The organism is Streptomyces sp. R818, from assembly GCF_056172735.1.
The window spans coordinates 374,901-396,744 of record NZ_JAOCNE010000012.1 but is presented as its reverse complement, the minus strand read 5'-3'; the positions used below and the strand labels follow the sequence as shown (position 1 = coordinate 396,744).

At 72.4% G+C, this 21,844-nt stretch carries 17 protein-coding genes; 12 read left to right on the top strand and 5 right to left on the bottom strand.

All coding sequences use genetic code 11. The features are described from left to right. Positions 1–76: 76 nt before the first annotated feature. The 8 genes from N5I75_RS28215 (at position 77) to N5I75_RS28180 (ending at position 8,831) form a co-directional block, all read left to right on the top strand. A complete protein-coding gene (locus N5I75_RS28215) occupies positions 77–1,318 on the top strand; it encodes an MFS transporter (protein WP_476681889.1) in 1,242 nt (413 codons plus the stop codon). A gap of 93 nt (positions 1,319–1,411) precedes the next feature. Beyond that, on the top strand, positions 1,412–2,203 hold the full coding sequence (locus N5I75_RS28210) for a nucleotide-binding protein (protein ID WP_476681887.1): 792 nt from the start codon (positions 1,412–1,414) through the stop codon (positions 2,201–2,203). Beyond that, positions 2,203–3,030: a ParB/RepB/Spo0J family partition protein gene (locus tag N5I75_RS28205; RefSeq protein WP_476681885.1), complete on the top strand. Its 828-nt coding sequence runs from the start codon at positions 2,203–2,205 to the stop codon at positions 3,028–3,030. Before N5I75_RS28210 ends, N5I75_RS28205 begins: the two co-directional genes overlap by 1 nt. Before the next feature lie 80 nt (positions 3,031–3,110). Then, the gene (locus N5I75_RS28200) at positions 3,111–4,574 is read left to right on the top strand and encodes an IclR family transcriptional regulator domain-containing protein (protein ID WP_476681884.1); all 1,464 of its coding nucleotides are present in this window, start codon (positions 3,111–3,113) and stop codon (positions 4,572–4,574) included. Between the two features lie 145 nt (positions 4,575–4,719). Further along, positions 4,720–5,190 (top strand): hypothetical protein, encoded by a 471-nt coding sequence (locus N5I75_RS28195; protein ID WP_476681882.1) that lies wholly within the window; start codon positions 4,720–4,722, stop codon positions 5,188–5,190. A 90-nt stretch (positions 5,191–5,280) separates the two neighbouring features. After that, a complete protein-coding gene (locus tag N5I75_RS28190) occupies positions 5,281–6,303 on the top strand; it encodes a hypothetical protein (RefSeq protein ID WP_476681881.1) in 1,023 nt (340 codons plus the stop codon). Further along, positions 6,300–6,803 carry a DUF7144 family membrane protein gene (locus tag N5I75_RS28185; protein WP_476681880.1) on the top strand — a complete coding sequence of 168 codons (504 nt, stop codon included), beginning with the start codon at positions 6,300–6,302 and terminating at the stop codon, positions 6,801–6,803. The genes N5I75_RS28190 and N5I75_RS28185 overlap by 4 nt, the downstream gene beginning before the upstream one ends. 51 nt (positions 6,804–6,854) lie before the next feature. After that, on the top strand, positions 6,855–8,831 hold the full coding sequence (locus N5I75_RS28180; RefSeq protein WP_476681879.1) for an FUSC family protein: 1,977 nt from the start codon (positions 6,855–6,857) through the stop codon (positions 8,829–8,831). Between the two features lie 88 nt (positions 8,832–8,919). Here N5I75_RS28180 and snpA read toward each other — a convergent pair whose 3' ends face one another. Beyond that, positions 8,920–9,594 carry a snapalysin gene (gene snpA / locus N5I75_RS28175; RefSeq protein ID WP_476682351.1) on the bottom strand — a complete coding sequence of 225 codons (675 nt, stop codon included), beginning with the start codon at positions 9,592–9,594 and terminating at the stop codon, positions 8,920–8,922. Positions 9,595–9,791: 197 nt separating this feature from the next. Here snpA and N5I75_RS28170 point away from each other — a divergent pair, with 197 nt between their 5' ends. The 3 genes from N5I75_RS28170 (at position 9,792) to metG (ending at position 14,826) form a co-directional block, all read left to right on the top strand. Next, the gene (locus N5I75_RS28170; protein ID WP_476681877.1) at positions 9,792–10,727 is read left to right on the top strand and encodes a LysR family transcriptional regulator; all 936 of its coding nucleotides are present in this window, start codon (positions 9,792–9,794) and stop codon (positions 10,725–10,727) included. Positions 10,728–10,982: 255 nt separating this feature from the next. Further along, positions 10,983–12,929, top strand: a complete 1,947-nt coding sequence (locus N5I75_RS28165) for a VWA domain-containing protein (RefSeq protein WP_476681875.1) — start codon at positions 10,983–10,985, stop codon at positions 12,927–12,929. Between the two features lie 169 nt (positions 12,930–13,098). Beyond that, a complete protein-coding gene (gene metG / locus N5I75_RS28160; RefSeq protein ID WP_476681873.1) occupies positions 13,099–14,826 on the top strand; it encodes a methionine--tRNA ligase in 1,728 nt (575 codons plus the stop codon). Between the two features lie 18 nt (positions 14,827–14,844). Here the strand turns inward: metG and N5I75_RS28155 are convergent, their stop codons facing one another. The 3 genes from N5I75_RS28155 to aspS all read right to left on the bottom strand — a co-directional run bounded on the left by N5I75_RS28155 (position 14,845) and on the right by aspS (position 18,373). Continuing rightward, a complete protein-coding gene (locus N5I75_RS28155) occupies positions 14,845–15,759 on the bottom strand; it encodes an intradiol ring-cleavage dioxygenase (RefSeq protein WP_476681871.1) in 915 nt (304 codons plus the stop codon). 74 nt (positions 15,760–15,833) lie between these two features. After that, on the bottom strand, positions 15,834–16,424 hold the full coding sequence (locus N5I75_RS28150) for a Uma2 family endonuclease (protein WP_476681869.1): 591 nt from the start codon (positions 16,422–16,424) through the stop codon (positions 15,834–15,836). Between the two features lie 182 nt (positions 16,425–16,606). Further along, positions 16,607–18,373: an aspartate--tRNA ligase gene (aspS, locus tag N5I75_RS28145; protein WP_476681867.1), complete on the bottom strand. Its 1,767-nt coding sequence runs from the start codon at positions 18,371–18,373 to the stop codon at positions 16,607–16,609. A 135-nt stretch (positions 18,374–18,508) separates the two neighbouring features. Between aspS and N5I75_RS28140 the strand changes: the two genes are divergently transcribed. Next, a complete protein-coding gene (locus tag N5I75_RS28140; protein ID WP_476681865.1) occupies positions 18,509–20,713 on the top strand; it encodes an ATP-binding SpoIIE family protein phosphatase in 2,205 nt (734 codons plus the stop codon). On the opposite strand, the gene N5I75_RS28135 is transcribed toward N5I75_RS28140, so the two are convergent. Beyond that, the gene (locus N5I75_RS28135; RefSeq protein ID WP_476681863.1) at positions 20,632–21,738 is read right to left on the bottom strand and encodes an AI-2E family transporter; all 1,107 of its coding nucleotides are present in this window, start codon (positions 21,736–21,738) and stop codon (positions 20,632–20,634) included. The genes N5I75_RS28140 and N5I75_RS28135 overlap by 82 nt on opposite strands. Between the last annotated feature and the right edge of the window lie 106 nt (positions 21,739–21,844).

Genomic DNA, 21,844 nt, shown 5'->3' with positions numbered 1-21,844 from the left:
ATACAACCACGCGTTGTACGGGACCGGGCTCCCGGTTGTTTGATCGGGCCGCCCCGCGTCGCTTGGATCGCAGGTCATGAGGGACACGACGACACGGCTCGGCCGGGACTTCGGATGGCTGTGGGCCGCGTTCGCGGCGAGCACGGCGGGGACGTGGCTGGCGCTCGACGCGTTCTCGCTGATCGCGGTCCTCGTCCTGGACAGCGGCACGGCGCAGGTGTCGTTCCTGGCGTCGGCCGGGCTCGCCGCCGGAGCGCTGCTCGCGGTGCCGACGGGGCCGTGGGTGGAGTTCCGGCGCAAGCGGCCCACGATGATCGGGGCGGATCTCGTACGGTGCGCGGCGCTGCTCACGCTGCCGCTCGCGTACGTGCTCGATGTGCTGGGCTTCGTCCAGCTGGTGCTCGTGTCGGTGGTCGTCGCCGCCGCCGACATCGTCTTCAGGGCCGCCAGTGGAGCCCATCTGAAGGCCCTCGTCCCGGCGGACGGGCTGCTCGTCGCCAGCGCCCGGTTCGAGACGACGACCTGGACGGCGACAGCGCTCGGGCCGCCGCTCGGGGGCGCCGCGATCGCCGCGTTCGGGCCGCTGACCACGGTCGTCGGGGACGCGGTGAGCTACCTCCTGTCCGCGGCGGGCGTCCGCGCGATCCGCGCCCCCGAACCCGTGCCCGCCAAGGGCGCGGGCGAGGGGTTCCGCCGGGCCGGGGTCGGGGAGGGCTGGCGGTACCTGTGGCGGCGGCCGGATCTGCGCGGGCTGTTCCTCAACACCGCGCTGGTCAACGCCCTGATCATGGTGGGATCGCCGCTGATGGCGGTGCTGATGCTGCGCGAACTCTCCTTCCCCGTATGGCAGTACGGCCTGGTGTTCAGCGTGCCGTGCCTGGGCGGGCTCGCCGGGGCGCGTCTCGCGCCGCGTCTCGTGCGGCGGTACGGGGTGGACCGGGTGCTGCGGGTCAGCGGCACGGCGCGGGCGTGCTGGCCGGTGGGGCTCGCGTTCGTCGGGCCCGGGGCGTACGGGCTCGCGGTGGTGATGGTCGTCGAGCTGGGGCTGATCACCTGCTGCGGCGTCTTCAACCCGGTCATGGCGCGGGAGCGGCTGCGGCGGACGGAGACGGACCGTGTGGCCCGGGTGCTGTCCGCCTGGTCGATCACCGGCAGTGCCGTCACCGCGACACTGACGCTGCTGTGGGGCGGGCTCGCGGCGGCGACCGGTACGCGGGGCGCGCTCGCCGCCGCCGGGATTCTGCTGCTGGCCACGCCCTTGCTGTTGCGCGACGGCACGGTTCCCGTAACGCCCTCGGGCGACCGTAGCGGCGTGTGAACCACTCCCCGGGCCCACCGCACTGCCACAGTGACCTCGAGCGTTCGCCCCAAAAGCACCAAACGCTCCATTTCGCTACCTAAGGGAGCTTTCGTGGCACATGTGCACGTGATCCTCAACCAGAAGGGCGGGGTGGGGAAGTCCACCCTCGCCGTGAACCTCGCCGCCGTCACCGCCGACGTGCTCGGCGCGGGCGAGCCCCGCGACGGTGAGCACCCGCCGGTCGTCGCCGTCTCCATCGACCCGCAGGGCTCCGCCGTGTGGTGGTCCGAGCGGGTCGGCGACGGCCTGCCGTTCGACTTCGTGCAGGCGCACAACGACCTCCCCGGGCTCGCCGCGCTGTCCCGGATCCCGTCCGCGCAGCACATCTTCGTCGACACCCCGGGCTGGCTCGACCTCGCCGAGAACGACGGCGCCGACCCCCTCGGCAAGGGCGCCGCCGCCGACGCGCTCCGCGCCGTCCTCTCCACCGCCACCGACGTGATCGTCCCCATCGAGCCCGAGCCGCTCGGCTTCCAGCCGACCCAGCGCACGGTCGAGCGGGTCGTGAAACCGCGCGGCCTGCCCTTCCGCGTCGTCATCAACAACTGGGACCCGCGCGACGGCAAGGCCGACCTGGAGCAGACCCGCGCCTTCGTCGAGGCGCAGGGCTGGCCGCTCGCCCGTACCGTCGTGCGCCACTACAAGCTGCACACGCGGGCCAGCGCGGACGGCCTGGTCGTCACGCAGTACGGCGCCAACCGCGTCGCCCTCCAGGCCCGCGAGGACTTCTTCCGGCTCGCCCTGGAGGTGGGGCTGGCCGCGATCCCGAAGCCCGCGCGCGGTGCCGGCACACGGACCCGCACGCGGACCCGCTCCCGTACGAAGAAGGAGGTGCAGGCCTGATGGGGCGCCGTACCGATCTCTCGTCCCTGCTGGGTCCGGCGGGCGCCGAGCGCAGCGGAACCGCGCAGGAGGCGCCCGGCACGCGCCCGCCCACCGTCCCCGTGACCGTCCCGGTCTCCGACCTCGCCGAGAACCCCGACAACCCGCGCCACGAACTGCGCGACCTCGACGGGCTCGCCGAGACGGTGCGCGAGCGCGGCGTGCTCCAGGCGCTCGGCGTCGTCCCCGCCGCCGTGTTCGTCGCCGCCCACCCGCACCACGAGGAGGCGGTCGGCCCGGCCCCGTACGTCGTGCTGCACGGCCACCGGCGCCTGGCCGCCGCGAAGATGGCGGGGCTCGACGAGGTGCCCGTCCTCGTGCGGGCCGACGCCAGCCGCTCCGACGAGGACGCGCTGATCGAGAACGTCCAGCGCGACGACCTCACCGAGCTGGAACAGGCGCAGGCCATCCAGGGCCTGATCACCGCCTACGGCTACTCGCAGCGCCAGGTCGCCGCCCGGATCGGCAAGACCCAGGGCTTCGTCTCCCAGCGCCTGTCCCTGATGAAGCTCCGCGACGATCTCCAGGAGGCGCTCGCCGACGGGCGGGTCTCCGTCGAGGACGCCCGGCGCATCGCCCGCCTCCCCCGCGAGGAGCAGCGGCTGCCGGGAGAGTACGGGGAACTGCCCGCCGCCTCCGTGCCCGCCGCCCGCGCCGAGCGGCGGGGCCGCGATTACGGCGTAATCAGGATCGACAGCCGGGCCGCCCCGCAGGACGTGGTGGAATCCCTGCGCCGCCACCTCGCCCCCGCCACGCTGGACCGGGTGGTGGAACTGCTGCGCGGCTGAGCCTGGCCGCGTAGGGCCGAGTACGGCCGCGTACGACCGCGTACGGCCGCCGTCGCACACGGTCGCTTACGGTTGCCCTCGTGCTTCCCGTGCCGTCCGCGCCCTCCCCGTCCTCTCCCTCGTCCCCGTCGTCCCTGTCGTCCCCGTCGTCCCTGTCGTCGTCGTCCGTGCGCCAGGCGCCGCCCGCCGAGGCCGTCACCCCGCTCATCCGGGGGCTCGACGTGCTGCGGCGCCTCACGGACGCGGACGGCACGCTCGCGCTCGCCGAACTCGCCCGCGCCACCGGGCTCGCCCGCTCCACCGTCGACCGGGTCTGCGCGACCCTGGCCCACCTCGGGTACGTACGCCTCGACGGGCGGGACGCCTCCCTCGCCCCGCCCCTCATGGCCGTCGCCAACGCCTGCCTCGACGCGCTGCGGGTGCCGGAACTCCTCGGGCCGCTCGCCGACCGCCTCGCCGACACCCTCGACGAATCCGTCTCCCTCGCGGTCCCGGACGGCCCCGACATCCGGTTCGTGCACCAGGTGCTGCGGCGGCGCGCACTGTCCATCAGCTTCCGGGTCGGCGACTCCCTGCCGCTCGCCGGGTCGGCGCCGGGTCTGGTCTTCAGGGACGAGGTGCCGCTGGCGGTCGACGATCAGTTGGTCGAGCCGGGGCTCATCGCCGTGGCCGTGCCCGTACGGGGTCCCTCGGGAGAGGTCGTGTGTGCGGTGAGCGTGGTGAGCCATACGAGCCGGCACGGGGTCGCTTCGCTGAGCCGGGCCGTGCGCGACGAGCTGGACGCGTGCGTCGCGGAGATGGAAGAGGCACTGGCCACTTCGCCGCACCCCCGGGGGCTCCGCCCCGGCCCCCGCTCCTCAATCGCCGGAGGGGCTCTTGTCGGCCCCGTCGCGTCGCTCGCCCGCGGGCTCGGTCCACTGACCGCCTTCGACGCCGCGCACCCCGCCCTGACCCTCAGCCAGATCGCCGAGCGGACCGGACTCACCCGGGCGACGGCGCGGCGCGCCCTGCTCACGTACCAGTACCTGGGCTACGCCGCGCCGGAGGCGAACCGTACGTACCGGCTGACGCCCCGCGTCCTGGCCCTGGGCTGCGCCCCGCTGTCCCGTACGACGCTGCCGCGCATCGCGGCCCCGCACCTGGCGGCGCTGTCGGAGCGGCTCGGGGAGTCCGTCGGCCTCTCCGTACGGGACTCCGCGCCGGACGGCGACCGGGTCCGGTGCACGGCCCGGGTCGCTCCGCGCCGGGTCATGGCCGTCGACATCGGCGTCGGCTCCCGGCTGCCCGCCGCGTCGACGGCGGCCGGACGCGTGCTCCTCGAAGGGACGGACGCGGCCGTGGTGGACGGCCCCGAGGACGGGCTGCGGTCCGTGGCCGTCCCCGTGCGGGACCGGGACGGGCGCGTCGTCTCCGCGCTCGACGTCACCGGCCACCAGGGCCGCGGGTCCGTGGAAGCGTGGGCGGAGGCGCTGCGGATGACCGGCGCGGCCGTCGCCGCCGACCTGCACCTGACGTCACGGTTCGTGACCGTCCCGGCCCACTGACGACGGCGCCCACTGACGGCGCCCGCTGACGGCGCCCACTGACAGCCCGCCGCCGAGAGCCGCCGCGTTGCGGATCCCGCGCGTCCGGCCGTCAATGGAGGAACGGGACAGGGGGACAAGCAGGGGGTATCTGAAAGGAGCCGTCATGGCTCACGCGGCACCCGCACCGGCACGCTCCACCAAGTCCGGCCGCCCCGCGACCCCGTCGGCGTCCATGACCGCGCCGGCCCTGGCGGTCCTCGCCGGCGTCCTGTACGGGTTCTGGGCGGCGAACATCCAGCGCTACGGCCACGGGGTGACCGGCGGCAACATCGCGCTCGGCCTGATCAGCGGCGTCCTCGTCGCGGCGCTCTGCCTCGGCATCCACCTCTGGAGCGCCCGCCAGGGCGTCCGCCACATCGCCCTGCACTCGCTGGTCTGGGGCGTCTTCGCCGGAGCCGCCATCGGCTTCCTGCACAGCCTCGCCAACGGAGCGGTCGTCTGGTCGATGCTCATCGGCCTGGCCGTCGGCGTCGGCGTCTTCCTGGGCACCCTGTACCGGTACTACTCCTCCAGCGAGTACACCGAGGCGCACCGGGTCACCCACGCCGTGGGGCGCAAGCGCGTCACCGTGTGACGACGTGCGGCGGGCGTGACACCGCCCGGCCGTACTCCATCTGCGGCTCCCCCGCTCGCGCTCCACGCGCGCGGGGCCTTGCCTTGAGGGGTGAACCGCACCGTCCGCGCCGCGCTCGCCCCCGTGCTCCTCGTCCTCGCCTGCCTACTCGTCCCTCTCGGCACGCTGTCCACCTGGGCGAAGTACGAGATCGGCGACAGCGACCGGTACGTGGCGGCGATGGCGCCGCTCGCCACGGACGAGGACGTGCGGAACACGGTCGGGGCCGCGGTGACCACCGGGATCATGAAGAACATCAGCGTCGGGCCGCTGCAGTCCACCGTCGAGCAGTACCTGCACGACGCCGTGGTCTCGTTCACGGGCACCGACGCGTTCAGGCAGGCGTGGGATACCGCCAACCGCGCCGCGCACGACGCGGTGCAGCGCGCCCTCGACGAGGGCGGCACCGGCGCCGTCACCCTCGACCTGGCGCCCGTCACGCGACAGGTGAAGCAGCAACTGGAGGACGACGGCGTGCCCTTCGCCGCGCAGATCCCGGTCACGCACACCGAGATCACCGTCCTGTCCGCCGGTGAGTTCGCCAAGCTGCGCAAGAGCCTGCACATCCTCCAGGTCGCGGGCCTGTGGCTGCCCCTGGCCGCCCTCGTCCTCACCGTCGCGGGCCTGCTCCTCGCGCTGCGCCGCCGCCGCGCCGTCGTCGCCACGGCGCTCGGCATGGCCCTCGGCGCCGCCGCGCTGCTCCTCGCGCTGACGATCGCCCGCTCGCTCACCCTCGGCGACCTCGACGACGCCGCGGACAAGGCGACGGCGGGCGCGGTGTACGACGCGCTGACGTCGTCGATGCGGACCGTGTCCTGGGTGGTCGTGGGGGTGGGCGCGGCGGTCGCGGTGGCGGTGTGGCTGACGCGGTTTCACCCGTTCGGCCGTACGTGGGGTGCGGCGCGGCCGGGGCAGGACGAGCCTTCCCCGTATACGACGCGTGGCACGAGCAGTGACACGAGCGGTGACAGAACCGGTGACACGAGCGGTGGCACGAGCGGCGACAGAACCGGTGACACGAGCGGTGACACGCGTAGGGACACGAGGAGTGAGACGAGGAGGGCTTCCCCATGAGCCAGACGACTCCCCCCGGCACCCCGCCGCCCGGCACGCCGCCGCCCCCGACGCCCGACCCGAACCCGGACCCCATGGCGGGCTCGCGGAAGCACAGGGACGGGGACGGTGACGGTGACGGGTGGGCCGCGGGCGGCACCATGTTCGCCGGTGTCCTGATGCTGGTCAGCGGTCTCCTCGGGATCCTCGAAGGCATCGCGGGCATCGTGAAGGACGACGTGTTCGCCCGCGTCGGCGACTACGTCTACTCCTTCAACCTCACCGCGTGGGGCTGGATCCACCTGATCCTCGGCATCCTCGTGGCCCTCACCGGCTGGGGCATCCTCAAGGGCGCCGACTGGGCGCGCGGCGCGGGCATCGCGCTCGCCTCGCTGTACGTCATCGAGTACTTCCTCTTCCTGCCGTACGCGCCCGTCTGGTCCGTCATCGCCATCGGCATCGGCGTCTTCGTGATCTGGGCGCTCGCGCACCACGACGGCCACCGGCGCAAGGCCGTCTGACCGCACGTTCAAAGGCCCCGGCCGGGGCGGCGAAGATCGCATACTGGTCCCATGCCGCCCCGCCGTCGCCTGACGCCCCCCGACTGGCTGGTCAGAACGCTCAAGCCGCAGCGCGCCCCGGTCCCCTGGCCCGCCGTGGCGCGGGCCTCGGTCGCGATGGCGGCGCCGCTCGCCGTGGGCCTGGCCACAGGACACACCGCCTACGGCGCGCTGGCCTCCATGGGCGCCCTGAGCGGCGTCATCGGCGACACGGCGGACGCGTACCGCATGCGCATCCTGAACATCGCCGTCCCGCAGCTGTTCGGCGCGGTGGGTGTGGCGGTGGGCACGCTGGTGAACGGGCAGGGCTGGTGCGCGGTCGCGGCGGTCACGGCCGTCGCGCTCGTCTCCGGGATGATCTCGACGATCGGCGCGGTCGCCTCCGTCGCCGGTCTCCTTCTCCTGCTCAACTGTGTGGTGGGCGCGGGCCTGCCGATGCCGGGCGACTGGTGGCTCGCCCCGCTCCTCATGACCAGCGGCGGCGCCCTCGTCCTGCTCCTGGCGCTGCTCGCCTGGCCGCTGCGCGGCGGTGTGCCCGAGCGGGCGGCGGTCGCGTCGACGTACCGGGGCGTCGCCCGGCTCCTGGAGGCCGCGAGCCAGGACCCGGCCGGCTACACCGAGGCCCGGTACGCCGTCACGCACTCCCTCAACCAGGCCTACGACCTCGTCCTCGCCCGGCGCGCCCGCACCCACGGCCGCAACCCGGAGCAGGTCCGGCTGGTCGCCCAGCTCAACGCGGTGACCCCGGTGGTCGAGGCGGCGCCCGCCGTCCACCAGTGCGGGGTGCCGCTGCCGCCGCAGGTGCCGGACGCGGTGCGCGCCCTCGCCGACACCATCGCCGCCGGACGGCCCGCGAACGCCGCCTCGCTCGTGCTGCCCGCGCCCGACGGGCCCGCCGCGCGCGCCCTCGACCACGCGGTCCGGCACGCGGCGGAGGTCGCGGCGCGCACGGGGGAGAACGACTTCACCAACGTCGACGACCGTCTCGGCCACCCCGCCGCCCTCCGGGTACGGGCCCGCCGCGGCACCCGCAACGTGCTCCTCTCCGGCGCCTCCTGGCGCTACGGCCTGCGCCTCGCCCTCTGCATCGGCATCGCGCAGATCCTGGTCTCCACCGTGCCGGTGCCGCGCTCCTACTGGGTGGCGCTGACCATCACGTTCGTCATGAAGCCCGACTTCGGGTCCGTCTTCTCGCGGGCGGTCCTGCGCGCCGTCGGCACGGCGGCGGGCCTCGTGGTCGCGGCGGCCGTGCTCGCGGAGGTGCCGCTCGGCTGGTGGGACGTGCCGGTGATGATGCTGCTCGCGCCGCTCATCCCCGCGCTCACGCCCCGCGGCTACGCCTTCCAGACGGCGGCGATCACCCCGGTCATCCTGCTCCTCTCCGACCTCCTCAACCACCAGGGCACGGCGCTGCTCGGGCCACGCCTCCTGGACAGCCTGACGGGGTGCGCGATCGCCCTCGTAGCGGGCTATCTGCTGTGGCCGGAGAGCTGGCACACGCGGATCGGCGACCGGCTCGCCGACGCGGTGGCCGACACGGCGGCGTACGTGGAGTGCGCGTTCGGCGAGACGAAGGAACCGGCCGTACGGGCACGGATGCGGCGCCGCCTGTACCGGGACCTGTCCGTGATCCGCACCGAGTTCCAGCGGGCGCTCACGGAGCCGCCGCCCACGGGGAGGCGGGCGGCGGCGTGGTGGCCCCTGGTCGTCGCGGTCGAACGCATCGTGGACGCGACGACCGCGGCGCGGGTCCGGGTCCGGCACGGCGCGGCTCCGCCGTCCGGGGCCGAGGTGCGAGAAGTGGCGCTTCAGCTACGGGAGTTGGCGCGCGGGCTGCGGGACTCGGTGGTCCTTGAGGAGGTCCGGGCGGACTTCGGGGAGCCGGGTGGCGACGACGCCGGGGTCCTCGAACACGTACGCCAGGAGGTGGCGGCGGCGCGGGCGATCGGGGTGCGGGGCGGGCCCACGGCGGAGATGATCCGTCCGTAGACCCGCCCCGGCCGGGTGCGGTGAGGGGTTGCTCCCGTTGCTCCGGTTGCTCCGGTTGCTCCGGTTGCTCCGGTTGCTCCGGTTGCTCCTACCGGAGCTGGGCCTCGGCCTTCTCCAGGGCCTTGGCGAAGCCGTTGGCCCACAGGGAGTTGACGCGGGAGCGCTCGGTGGCGTTCGGGTACGCGTTGGTGCACGACGTGCCGGGGCCGCCGCCCGACATCAGCTCGCTGCACGGACCCGAGTAGTGGTCCGGCAGGCCGAGCACGTGCCCGGTCTCGTGGGCGGTGACGCGGGTGGAGTTGTACTGCTGGTTCTGCGCGTAGTCGAGGAAGACGTAGCCGCGGCCGTGCCCGTCCGTGGACGCGTACGAACCGCGCGAGTCGTTGCCCTCGCGGTACTGGAAGTTGCCGGTGCCGGTCGTCGACGCGAGCTTGACGTTCGTGACCGACGAGTTCCAGATGGACGTGCTGTTCGCTATCTGCGTCCGGAAGGACGGGGCGCGCGACGCGTTGTACGTAACGGTGACCTGCGCGGCGAGCGGGTTCGTGGCGCGCTGCTTGGCGACGGACTTCACGACCGCCTCGAAGAACGCCTTGTTGGCGGCGGCGTCCTCGGCGGAGCCGGTGTAGCCGACTCTGGCGGTGTCCGCCCGCTCCTGGGGCGCCGGTTGCGCGGTGGCGGGACCGGCCGCGAGCGCCGTGACGGTGAGGCCGGCGCCGAAGGCGGCTGCGAGGAGACGGATGACTGTGGGGGGTGCTGTCATGGTCATGCAAGTGAGTGTGGGGGCGGGCGGGGCGGCTGGGAATGATGGCACTTGGGGATAGGGCGGTGTTATCAGGGGCAGTGCCTCGTGCCGGACGGCGACTGGTCGTGGTGCTGGGAAAAATGGCCGTGATGCGGTGGCTTGGTACGGGACGGACTACTGGTGCGGCCCCCGTGCTCGCCTTACGCTCAGCGCCCATGGAGCTCGACATACGGCACCTGCGCGCCGTGTGCGCGATCGAGGACACAGGAAGCCTGCACAAGGCCGCGCGCCACCTGGGCCTGACCCAGCCCGCGTTGAGCACACAGCTGCGCCGTATCGAGGCGTTTCTCGGCGGCCCGCTGTTCACCCGGGAACGCACCGGGTGCCGGGCGACACCGCTGGGCCGCACCCTGCTGACCCGGGCCCGTCCGCTCGTCGACGGTCTGAGCACGCTGGTCGACGAGGCCCGCGCGGTCGCGGCGGCGACGGCCGAAGGGCCCGGCCGGCTCCGGATCGGCTCCACGGCGAGCCGGGCGCTGCCGGGCTGGCTGCGGCGGCTCCGGGACAACGCCGAGTTCCTGGGCACGGAGCCGACCCTGCGGGTGGACGTCTCCGCGCACGCGCTGCTGCGGCGGGTCGCCGAGGGCGGGCTCGACGTGGCGTTCGTGCACGAGGTGGAGGGCAGCCCCCTGCGGATGCCGCCGGGGCTCGTGTGGCGGGTACTGGTGGAACGGGAACCGCAGTTCGTCTCGCTGTCGACGGACCACCCGGCGGCGGGCCGCGCCGTCGTCCGCCTCTCCGACCTGGCGGGCGACCGCTGGATGGTCGACCCGACGGTCGACGGCGAATGGGACGGCCTGCTCCGGGCGTTGCGCTCCGCCGGGCTGCAGCCGCGCGTCCTGCACGGCGACTACCTCACCGCGGCGTCCCTCGTCGCGACCGGCGAGGTGGTGGCCCTGTGCCAGCCCACGTCCCGCGCCCGCGCCGACATGGCCATCCGGCCGCTGTACGGGGACCCGGTCGGCGTACGGCTGTTGCTCGCGGCGCGGAGCGAGACCCTGCTCGACGCGGTGCTGCCCGATCTCCGGGCCGCGTACGGGGAGGCGGCGCGGCAGGCACCGGCGTACGACTTCCAGGAGGACACGGTGTGATCCGCCGTCCTGACCGCCCTGACCGCCCTGACCGCCCTGACCGCCCTGACCGCCCTGACCGCCCTGACCGTCCTGACCGTCCTGACCGTCCTGACCATCCTGGTCGTCCTGGCCGGGTGAAACGGGCGGCCCGTCGGGGGGATCGTCGGCGGACCCTTCCCAAGATCGCCCTCCGTGGCGGCTAACCTTACGTGTCCGCCCTGGCCAGGGGTTCCAGGGACGTTCGGGGACCAACTCATGCGGAAGGTTGCGCACATGGGCATTCTGGATCTGCTGCGGAACGCGTTCGGGCGGTCCCGGAAGAGGGACACGGAGCCGCTTGCCGCGGACTCGCCGGATTCAACGAGCCCCGCGCCCAGCGAGCCTCCCGCCCGCCCGACGGTCCCGGCCCCGTCCCGCGGCGAGGCCGACGACCTGGTCGCGGCGGCCTTCGACAACGTGACGGTGCCCAAGCCGTCCCCTCCGGGGGATGCGGGGGCTTCGGGCGACACCGGTGCCAGCGTGCCCGCGCAAAAGCCGGCCCCGGATGAGGCCCCGGCCACCCCGGACAGCACGGCTGCGACGCCGGGCGAGGGGAGCGCGGCTGCGGCGCCGGCTGAGGAGAGTGCTGCTGCGGCGCTGGCTGAGGACAGCAGGGCTGCGGCGCCGGGCGAGGGGAGCGCGGCTGCTGCAGATGAGACAGCGGAGCAGGCAGCTGACGCGGGTGAGGCCGAGGGGGCGGCGACGGAGAACGCCCCGGTGGAGAAGGAGGCGGCCAAGGCCGAGGGGGCGGCGACGCCGGACGCCCCGGCGAAAACCGCAGCCCCGGCTGAGGACAGCGCACCCGCCGCGAACGAGACCCCGGACCAGACCGCCGACGCGGACCAGGCAAAGGGCGCGGCCACGACGGACGCCCCGGCGGAGACCGCAGCCCCGGCTGAGGACAGCGCACCCGCCGCGAACGAGACCCCGGACCAGACCGCCGACGAGCGGGCGGCAGCCGAGAACGCCCCGGCGGAGAAGGGCGCTGCCAAGGCCCAGGGGGCGGCGAAGACTGCGACCCCGGCTGAGGACAGCGGGCCCGCTGCAACCGAGGCGCCGGAACAGGCCACTGACGCGGGCCAGGCAAAGGGCGCGGCCACGACGGATGCCCCGGCGAAGACCACAGCCCCGGCTGAGGAGAGCGCACCCGCTGCAAGCGAGACCCCGGACCAGGCCGCCGACGCCGACAAGCCCAACGGAGCGGCCAAGGCGGACAACCCGGCGAAGACCGCAACCCCGGCCGAGAAGACCGCGCCCGCAGCCACGGACGCTGACGCCGCCCCGGCTACGTCCGCCACCACCCCCAAGGCGGAGCCGAACGCCCCCGCGAAAACCGCCAAGCGCGCGGCCCCGGCCAAGGCACCCGCGCGGAAGAAGACCCCCGCCAAAACCACGGCCAAGTCCTCCGACAGCAGCGAGCCCGAGGCCAAGTCGGGCACCAAGAAGAAGGCCGCGACGAAGCAGCCCGCCAAGTCGAAGGCCCCGGCGAAGACCCCGGCGAAGGCCTCGGGCACCGAGCCCGCTGCTGCCGCAGAGGCCAAGGCCGTCGCCCCGGGCCTCCTGGCCGCCCACAAAGCCGCCGGCGCCGCCCTGGAGGCGCGGGGCCTCACCGGGACCCGGGCCCGGGTGTACCTGGTCCTCGACCGCTCCGGGTCGATGCGCCCGTACTACAAGGACGGCTCAGCGAGCGCCCTGGCCGAACAGACCCTGGCCCTCGCCGCGCACCTGGACGACCGCGACACCCCCACCGTCCACACCGTCTTCTTCTCGACGGACATCGACGCCACCGGCGACCTGACCCTCGACGACACCTACGAGGGCAAGATCGACGAGTGGCACGCGGCGGCGGGCCGGATGGGCCGCACCAGCTACCACCGCGCCATCGAGGAGATCGTCGAGCATCACACGAAGAGCGACGACCCGACGACCCCCGCGCTGGTCGTGTTCCAGACGGACGGCCCCCCGGACACCCAGCGCCCGGCGAACGAGGCCCTGGCGAAGGCGGCGAGCCACCCGCTGTTCTTCCAGTTCGTGGCGTTCGGCGAGCACGACGCGAAGGGCTTCGACTACCTCCGCAAGCTGAAGGCGGACAACGCCGCGTTCTTCCACGCGGGCCCGACCCCGCTGGAGCTGACCGACGCCGAACTGTACGAGGGCGTACTGGCGGCCTGGCGCCCGTAGCACCGGCGCCCGTAGCACCCGCCCCGAGAACCGTCGGCCGTCCGCGCAGTAAAACACCGCGCGGGCGGCCGCCCCCTGTCGGCTACGATTTCTGGATTCAGACCCCGCAGCCGAAACCCCCGGGTCTCACTGCGCGCAACGCACCGTCACGACATGGGAGCAGCCCCCGATGGCTCGACACCTCATCACCAGCGCCCTTCCCTACATCAACGGGATCAAGCACCTGGGCAACATGGTGGGGTCCATGCTCCCGGCCGACGTGTACGCCCGCTACCTGCGCCGCCGGGGCCACGACGTGCTGTACATCTGCGCGACGGACGAGCACGGCACCCCGGCCGAGCTGGCCGCGAAGGAGCGGGGCCTGCCGGTCGCCGAGTTCTGCGCGCAGGCGCACGACGCCCAGAAGGCGATCTACGACGGCTTCGCGCTCGCGTTCGACCACTTCGGCCGCAGCTCGTCGCCGCAGAACGCGGAGCTGACCCAGCACTTCGCCCGCCGTCTGAACGAGAACGGGTTCATCGAGGAGCGGGCGATCCGCCAGGTGTACTCGCCCGCCGACGGCCGCTTCCTCCCGGACCGCTACGTCGAGGGCACGTGCCCGCACTGCGGCTACGACAAGGCCCGCGGCGACCAGTGCGAGAACTGCACCCGCGTCCTGGACCCGACGGACCTGATCAACCCGCGCAGCGCGATCTCCGGTTCGACCGAGCTGGAGGTCCGCGAGACGAAGCACCTCTTCCTCCTCCAGTCGAAGCTGCAGGGCGAGGTCGAGGCGTGGATCGACGAGGTCGCCGACGAGTGGCCGCAGCTCTCCTCCTCCATCGCCCGCAAGTGGCTGACCGAGGGCCTGAACGACCGCGCGATCACCCGTGACCTGGACTGGGGCGTCCCGGTCCCGGCCGACACCTGGCCCGAGCTGGCGGCCGACGGCAAGGTCTTCTACGTATGGTTCGACGCCCCGATCGAGTACATCGGCGCGACGAAGGAGTGGGCGGACCAGGCGCCCGACGGTGAGACCCGCGACTGGAAGTCCTGGTGGTACGAGCCGGAAGGCGCCGCCGACGTCCGGTACACGGAGTTCATGGCGAAGGACAACGTGCCGTTCCACAGCGTCATGTTCCCGGCCACGGAGATGGGCATCCGGGAGCCGTGGAAGAAGGTCGACTACCTCAAGGCCTTCAACTGGCTGACCTACTACGGCGGCAAGTTCTCCACGTCCCAGAAGCGCGGCGTCTTCACCGACCAGGCCCTGGAGATCCTCCCGGCGGACTACTGGCGCTACTTCCTGATCGCCAACGCCCCGGAGTCGGACGACTCGTCCTTCACCTGGGAGCACTTCACGGCGACGGTCAACAAGGATCTGGCCGACACCCTCGGCAACTTCGTCAACCGCGTCCTGTCCTTCTCCCGCAAGCGCTTCGGCGACGACGTCCCGGCGGGCGGCGAGCCCGGCGAGGCGGAGACGAAGCTCGGCGAGCAGATCGCCGAGCTCCTCGCCGAGTACGAGACCCAGATGGAGGCCCTCCAGTTCCGCAAGGCCGCGGCCGCGCTGCGCGCCCTGTGGTCGGCGGGCAACTCCTACCTGGAGGAGAAGGCCCCCTGGCTGGAGATCAAGACCAACCCCGAGGGCGCGGCCCTCACCCTCCGCACGGCGATGAACCTGATCCACCTCTACTCGGTGGTCTCGGAGCCCTTCATCCCGTCCTCGGCGGCGGCGATGCGCGCGGCGTTCGCCCTCCCGGACGACAACCACACCTGGATCAGCGCCGACGAGGCGAAGTCCCTGACCCTGGTTCCCGCGGGCACCGCCTTCACCGTCCCGCCGGTCCTCTTCGCGAAGATCACGGACGAGGACCTGGAGTCGTACAAGGAGCGCTTCGGCGGCGCTCCCGAGTAACCCGCTACGAGTGATCCGCTACGAGGCCGACGGCGAGGGGGCCGGCTGGGTCCCCCAGTCGTCCTGCCCCTCGTGCGTCTCGTCCGGGTCCACGCCCACGGTGATGGACGCGACGACACCCCGCGCGATGTGGCCCTTCTTGTAGCGCAGCCGCAGCAGCCCGCCGCTGACGCCGCTCTGGTCGTAGATGGTGTCCTCGGTGAGCGTGGTGCGCTCCGTGGTGCTGGTGGAGTACGGGGTGACTTCGGCGGAGGCGAGCACGGCGGCCTCGTCGAAGAAGAACTGGCCGGTGTGGCAGGTGTGCCCGCCCTCGTAGCCGCTCTCGGTCAGTTTCCCGCCGACGTGCACCTTGGTGTGGATGTGCACGGCCCGGCCCCGGTACCAGCCCGGGAAGACGGTCCTGAACTCGACGAACCCGTGCCGGTCCGTGAGCCACGTACCGCGCAGGTAGCGGTGCTCATCGGTGGGTTCGGTCTTCCCGGGCCCACCACCCCCGCCCGGCGGCGGCCCGGTAGGCGCCTCGGTGGGCGGCTCGGACCCACCCGGCCCACCAGGCGGCCCGCCCTGCGACGCGTCCTCGTACCCGGAGTAGATCCCGAGCGCGTCGCAGTGCCAGATGTCGACAGCGGCGTGCCGGACCGGTCGGCAGCTCTCACTGTCGATCACCTTGACGCGCAGGATCAGCGGAATGCCCTCCTTGTCCTCGGTGACATCACGGCGGATCTTGTCGGCATCGATGTAGTACGGCCCCTCGGTGGTCTCGGCGGTGAGCCGATAGCACTCCTCAGGACCCGCGTTCCCACCCTGCCCGGCAAAGGCGACCCCGCCGCCCACAGCAACGGCCGCGACAGCCGCCCCGCCGGCGACAACAACCTTGCGCCGCGTCAACTCCGGTGCGGCCACGCCATCTTGAGGTAACTCGTTGTCCGTCATGGCCGAGCAACCTAGGGACGGTAGCTGTCAATGAGATGGGTGCGAGCTGTGTGTTCCGCAAAAAAAACGGGACCCTAGCTGACCCAGTCCTTCAGCGGCTCCGTGTCCAGATCGAACCCGACCGGGTCGGGCAGCGCGACCGTCTTGCCGAAGGGCACCGTCACTACCTGCTCGTATCGGACTCCGTCGGGCTGGGAGTGCACCTTCACCTCGCAGGAGTCACGGTCGATCAGCAGATAGACCGGGATCTCCGTCTGCGCGTAGGCGCGTGGCTTCTCCACACGGTCCCGCTGGTTGGTGTCGGCGTCATTGGACGTCACCTCGACGACCATGACGACCCCGTCCGCGCCGGCCCACTCGCCCTGCCCGACGAAGTGATCGCTGGGCGCCAACGAGCCGTCAGGGCGGGCATTGCCCCTGCGGTAGGTCTCGACCCGCAAGCCCTGCTCCGGGTGCAACCACCAGTCGGCGTTCGACTGCATGCACAGACGAGTGAGCCATTGGATGATGCGCCCGTGATTGCCGTCCGGCACGGCCTTGACCCCCAGCTTTCCGTCGATGAACTCCAGGCGCAGTGACTCGTTCGCCCGTATGGCATCGTGCGCCAGCTGCTCGAACTCATCCTGTTCAAGGACCACGGCGGACCGCTCCCCTACACACGTCATGACGGCCTCCCCATCTGCGTCATCGCGGATCAATCGGCTGTACTCACAGTACGGGTCACCTCTGACAATCACCGCCCGACCACACAAAGTGACCCCGTACGAGCGCACCCACGCCAAAGGGCCCGGAACCTTCAACGGTTCCGGGCCCCTCACATCGCGGCGATCAGCGGAGCGTCAACGCGTCACTTCTTCTCCACTGGCTTGCGCAGCTGGATGTTCAGCTCACGCAGGCGCGACTCGTCCAGCTCGGTGGGCGCGCCCATCATCAGGTCCTGCGCGTTGCCGTTCAGCGGGAAGCCGATGGTCTCCCGGATGTTGGGCTCGTCGGCGAGGAGCATGACGATGCGGTCGACGCCGGGGGCGATCCCGCCGTGCGGCGGGGCGCCAAAGCGGAAGGCGCGGAGCATGCCCGCGAACTCGGCCTCGACGGTGTCGCGGTCGTAACCGGCGATCTCGAACGCCTTGAGCATGATCTCGGGCTCGTGGTTCCGGATCGCGCCGGAGGACAGCTCGGTGCCGTTGCAGACGATGTCGTACTGCCAGGCGAGGATGTCCAGCGGGTCCTTCTCCTCCAGGTCCTTCATGCCGCCCTGGGGCATCGAGAAGGGGTTGTGGGAGAAGTCGATCTTGCCGGTCTCCTCGTCCTTCTCGTACATCGGGAAGTCGACGATCCAGCAGAACCGGAAGACGCCCTCCTCGAAGTGCCCGGCACGCTTGGCGGCCTCGACGCGGACCGCGCCCATGATCTTGGAGACCTCGTCGAACTCACCCGCGCCGAAGAACACGGCGTGACCGGCCTCCAGGCCGAGCCGCTTCGTCAGCTCCGCCACGTTCTCCTCGGTGAGGAACTTGGCGATCGGGCCCGTCAGCGAACCGTCCTCGGCGACGCGCACCCAGGCCAGGCCCTTGGCGCCCTGCTCGACCGCGTAGTCACCGAGGCCGTCGAAGAACTTGCGGGACTGCGAGGCGGTGTCCGGCACCGGCAGCGCGCGCACGTGCTTGCCCGCGAACGCCTTGAACTCGGACGCCTCGAAGATGTCGGAGATGTCGACGAGTTCGAGCTTGGCGCGCAGGTCCGGCTTGTCGCTGCCGTACTTCAGCATCGACTCGCGGAACGGGATGCGCGGGAACGGGGAGGTGACCTCACGGCCGCCGCCGAACTCCGTGAAGAGCTCGGTCATGAGCTTCTCGATCGGCTGGAAGACGTCTTCCTGCTCGACGAAGCTCATCTCGACGTCGAGCTGGTAGAACTCGCCCGGCGAACGGTCCGCGCGCGCGTCCTCGTCGCGGAAGCAGGGCGCGATCTGGAAGTACCGGTCGAAGCCGGAGATCATCAGCAGCTGCTTGAACTGCTGCGGGGCCTGCGGCAGCGCGTAGAACTTGCCCGGGTTCAGGCGGGACGGGACGACGAAGTCACGGGCGCCCTCGGGGGAGGTCGCGGTGAGGATCGGCGTCGCCATCTCGTTGAAGCCGAGGGCGACCATCTTGGAACGGATGGCGGCGATCACGGCCGAGCGCAGCATGATGTTGCGGTGCATGCGCTCGCGGCGCAGGTCCAGGAAGCGGTACTCCAGGCGGCGCTCCTCGCCGACCCCGTCGTCCTGGTTGATCTGGAACGGGAGCTGCTGCGCGGCACCGAGGACCTCGATGTCGGCGGCCTCGATCTCGATCTCGCCGGTGGGCAGCTCCGGGTTGACGTTGTCCGCGCCGCGGGAGACGACCTTGCCGTCGACGCGGACGACCGTCTCCTTGGTCAGCTTGTCGAGGACCTCGGCGGCCTTGGTGCCGGGCCGGGCGACGAGCTGCGTGATGCCGTAGTGGTCGCGCAGATCGATGAAGAGGATGCCGCCCAGGTCTCGGCGATTGTGCAGCCAGCCGCTCAGCCGGACGTCGGCACCGACGTCAGAGGCGCGGAGCTCGCCGCAGGTGTGGGACCTGTACCGATGCATCGTCGTTCATCCAGCCTTCGCGTTTCGGGGTTCCGGGGTGACAGCCCGGTTCCCCCAAGGGTACCGGCCGCCCCAGGCTCGGCCGCCAAATATCCTCGGTGGCCGTGTGCGATCACCTCTTCTTAGAGTGGGGCCATGCGCACTGGTGAGCCCCTCCCTCCGGTGGAGGACGTCCTCGCCGCTCTCGCGACCGGCCTGTGGCGGTGGGACAACCGGGCGGGCCTCGTCACGTTCGACGTGGAGGCCGCCCGGCTGATCGGGATGCCCTCGCCGGACGGGCGTCCGGTCAGCCTGTCGGAGGCCGGGGCCCGGGCCCGTTTCCACCCCGTCGACTGGAACGAGATCGACGGCATCGTGCAGCTCGCCGTCGCCGAGGGCACCCTCGCCGAGGCCCGCCTGCGCGTCATGGACGAGCGCGGGCACGTCATCCGTACGGTGCGCAGCCGCTCCAAGCCGGTGATGACCGGCGAGAGCCCGGACTCCTACGAGCTGATCGGCACGCTCCAGGAGGTCACCGAGCCGCCGCCCGGGACCGCCGCCCGCGCCCCCGTCACCGGCGACTGGCGCCGCTCCCGCGAGGCGTTCCTGCTCGACGCGGGCCGCGCGCTCGCCGAGGCAGGGTCGACGGAGGAGGTGCTGCGGGTCGCCGCGGGCCTGTCGATGCCCGGCTTCTCCCCGGAGGGGCTCGCGGTGTTCGGCGTCACCGGCGACCGGCTCACCGTCATCGGGCACTACGGGCAGCCGGAGGACTCCGCGCACCCCTTCACCGACATGGACCTGTCCACGGACTATCCGGCGGCCGAGGTCTGCCGGACCGGGCGCGCGGTCTATCTGTCGTCGCCCGAGGAGTACCAGAAGCGCTATCCGGCGGCCTGGCCGCTGGCCGCCCGGTTCCGGCGGAAGTCGTGGGCGTTCCTGCCGCTCGTCGTCGCGGGCCGGACGATCGGCGCGTGGATGGCGGGCTTCGCCTACCCGGTGTCGTTCACGCCCGACGAGCGGTCGGTCCTGACGACGGTCGCGCGGATGCTGGCGCAGGCCCTGTCGCGGGCCGGGGTCGCCGAGTCGGAGCGGGAGCTGACGGACGGCCTGCAGAAGTCGATGCTGCCGAACCTCGGCCCCGAGATCCCCGGCATCTCCATCGCGGCCCGCTATGTGCCGACCGGCGGCGGGCTCCAGGTCGGCGGCGACTGGTACGACATCATCCCGCTGCCCGGCGGCGCCGCGCGGACGGAGAGCGGGGGCGGCCGGGTCGCCCTGGTCATCGGCGACGTGCAGGGCCACGACGTGCGCGCCGCCGGGCTCATGGGCCAGCTCCGCATCGCGCTGCGCGCCTACGCCTCCGAGGGGCACCGCCCCGACGCGGTCCTCTCCCGTGCCTCCCGCTTCCTGAACGGCATCAGCGACACCGTGGGCGGCGGCGACCCCGACGACCTGCGCTTCGCGACCTGCCTCTACGTCGAGGCCGACCCGGCGACCGGCGTCCTGGAGATCGCCCGCGCCGGCCACCCCGACCCGGCGATACGGATGGCCGACGGCACGGTCATGATGCGGCCCACGGCCGGCGGGCTCCCGCTCGGCATCGACCCGGACGCGGACTACCCCACCACCCGGCTGGTCCTGGAGCCCGGCGAGACGCTGCTGCTGTGCACCGACGGCCTGATCGAGACCGGCGGGCACGACCTCGACACGGGCTGGGTCCGGGTGCGCGAGACGCTGGAGAAGGGCCCCGCCGACTCCCTGGAGGAGCTGGCCGACACGCTCGTCCAGGCGGTGCACGGGCCGTCCTCGCACCACACCACGGGCCCGCTCGTCGATCGCCGCGAGGACGACATAGCGCTGCTGCTCCTGCGCCGTACGCTCCGGTCGAGCAAGCCCTCCACCGGCCGCCGCACGGCCATGACGATCGCGCAGGCCGAACCGGAGCGGATCTCCGCCGCCCGCCAGCAGCTGCGCGAGCTGCTGCACGACTGGTCGGACGACGACCAGGTCGACTCGGCGGTGCTGCTCGTCTCCGAGATGGTCACCAACGTCCTGGTCCACACCGACGGTGACGCGCTGCTCGTCGCCGAGGTCGCCAAGGACGGGGAGGGCGCGCGGCGGCTGCGCGTGGAGGTCGCGGACGCCTCCGACAACCTGCCGCACAAGCGCAGGCCGGGGGAGCTGGCCTCGTCGGGCCGCGGCCTCGTCCTCATGGAGCTGCTCGCCGAGCACTGGGGCGTCGACCCGCAGGGCGAGGGCAAGTGCATCTGGTTCGAGCTCTACGAGCCCTCGGGCGCCGCGGACGGCACCGTCGACGAGTCGGCTGTTTCACGTGAAACACCGCCGCCCCCATTGCCGTAGCGCCCCCGCAGCTCGTTCACGATGCCGAACGCGGCGGCCGTCAGCGGTACCGCGAGCAGCATCCCGATGATCCCGGCGACGGAGGCACCGCCGGTGATCGCGAGCAGCACCACCGCCGGGTGCATCTGCACGGTGCGCGACTGGATCATGGGCTGGAGAACGTGCCCTTCGAGCACCTGTACCGCCAGGACCACGCCGAGCGCCCACAGCGCGATGACGAAACCCCGGTCCGCGAGGGCTACGAGCACGGAGACCGCGCCGGAGATGAAGGCCCCGAGGTAGGGGATGTAGGCGCCGACGAAGACGAGCGCGGCGAGGCCGACCGCGCCGGGGACGCGCAGGATGAGCAGGCCGACGCCGATGCAGGTGGCGTCGATGAGGGCGATGAGCGTGGTGCCGCGCATGAACCCGGCGATCGAGTTGAAGGAGCGGCGGGCGATGGCCTCCAGGGTCTCGCCGCTGCTGGGCGCGGCCTGGCGCAGGGCGTGGCGGAAGCGCCCCGCGTCCCGCAGGAAGAAGAAGCAGAGCAGGAGCGCGAGGACGGCCATGGCGACGACCTCGCCGACGACGCTGAGCCCGCTGATGACGCCGGACGCGGCGCTGCCCCCGTACTTTTTGAGCAGGTCCTGGGCGCTGTCGGCGAGGTGGTCGAAGTCGACCGCGCCGGTGCCGAACCGGTCGGAGAGGTCGTTGGCGGCCGTCTTCACCGAGGCCACGATCTGGTCGCCGGTGTCGATGAGCGCCGCGACCACGATGTATCCGGCGCCGCCCACAACGATCAGGATGAGCGCGCAGGTCAGGCCGCTGGCCAGGGATTGCTGCACTTTCGCGCGGCGCAGGGCGAGGTAGACGGGGCGCAGGAGGGCGGTGCCGAGCAGCGCGAGCAGGACCGGTACGACGGCCGTCTTGAGTTCGACGCACAGCTTGATCCCGACCCAGGCGACCCCGGCGACGAGCAGGGCCACCGCGCACCAGGCGGCGACGCGGCGGGCGGGTTCGGGGAGGAGCTGCTGACGGGTCGGCACCCGGCCAGACGATCATGACCGGGCGCGGCGCACCTCCCGGGCGGACCGGGCGGGTGAGTCAGGGGGGGCACATATGGGTGACGGCCCGCCGGGTGCAGAGTCGGCG

Excerpts from the sequence above, each read along its gene's own strand:
- N5I75_RS28205 (WP_476681885.1), top strand. The coding sequence starts at position 2,203 with ATGGGGCGCCGTACCGATCTCTCGTCCCTGCTGGGTCCGGCGGGCGCC.
- N5I75_RS28155 (WP_476681871.1), bottom strand. The coding sequence starts at position 15,759 with ATGACGGACAACGAGTTACCTCAAGATGGCGTGGCCGCACCGGAGTTG.
- N5I75_RS28165 (WP_476681875.1), top strand. The coding sequence starts at position 10,983 with ATGGGCATTCTGGATCTGCTGCGGAACGCGTTCGGGCGGTCCCGGAAG.
- N5I75_RS28180 (WP_476681879.1), top strand. The coding sequence starts at position 6,855 with ATGCCGCCCCGCCGTCGCCTGACGCCCCCCGACTGGCTGGTCAGAACG.
- N5I75_RS28170 (WP_476681877.1), top strand. The coding sequence starts at position 9,792 with ATGGAGCTCGACATACGGCACCTGCGCGCCGTGTGCGCGATCGAGGAC.
- N5I75_RS28195 (WP_476681882.1), top strand. The coding sequence starts at position 4,720 with ATGGCTCACGCGGCACCCGCACCGGCACGCTCCACCAAGTCCGGCCGC.
- N5I75_RS28150 (WP_476681869.1), bottom strand. The coding sequence starts at position 16,424 with ATGACGTGTGTAGGGGAGCGGTCCGCCGTGGTCCTTGAACAGGATGAG.
- aspS (WP_476681867.1), bottom strand. The coding sequence starts at position 18,373 with ATGCATCGGTACAGGTCCCACACCTGCGGCGAGCTCCGCGCCTCTGAC.
- metG (WP_476681873.1), top strand. The coding sequence starts at position 13,099 with ATGGCTCGACACCTCATCACCAGCGCCCTTCCCTACATCAACGGGATC.
- N5I75_RS28215 (WP_476681889.1), top strand. The coding sequence starts at position 77 with ATGAGGGACACGACGACACGGCTCGGCCGGGACTTCGGATGGCTGTGG.
- N5I75_RS28140 (WP_476681865.1), top strand. The coding sequence starts at position 18,509 with ATGCGCACTGGTGAGCCCCTCCCTCCGGTGGAGGACGTCCTCGCCGCT.
- N5I75_RS28185 (WP_476681880.1), top strand. The coding sequence starts at position 6,300 with ATGAGCCAGACGACTCCCCCCGGCACCCCGCCGCCCGGCACGCCGCCG.
- snpA (WP_476682351.1), bottom strand. The coding sequence starts at position 9,594 with ATGACAGCACCCCCCACAGTCATCCGTCTCCTCGCAGCCGCCTTCGGC.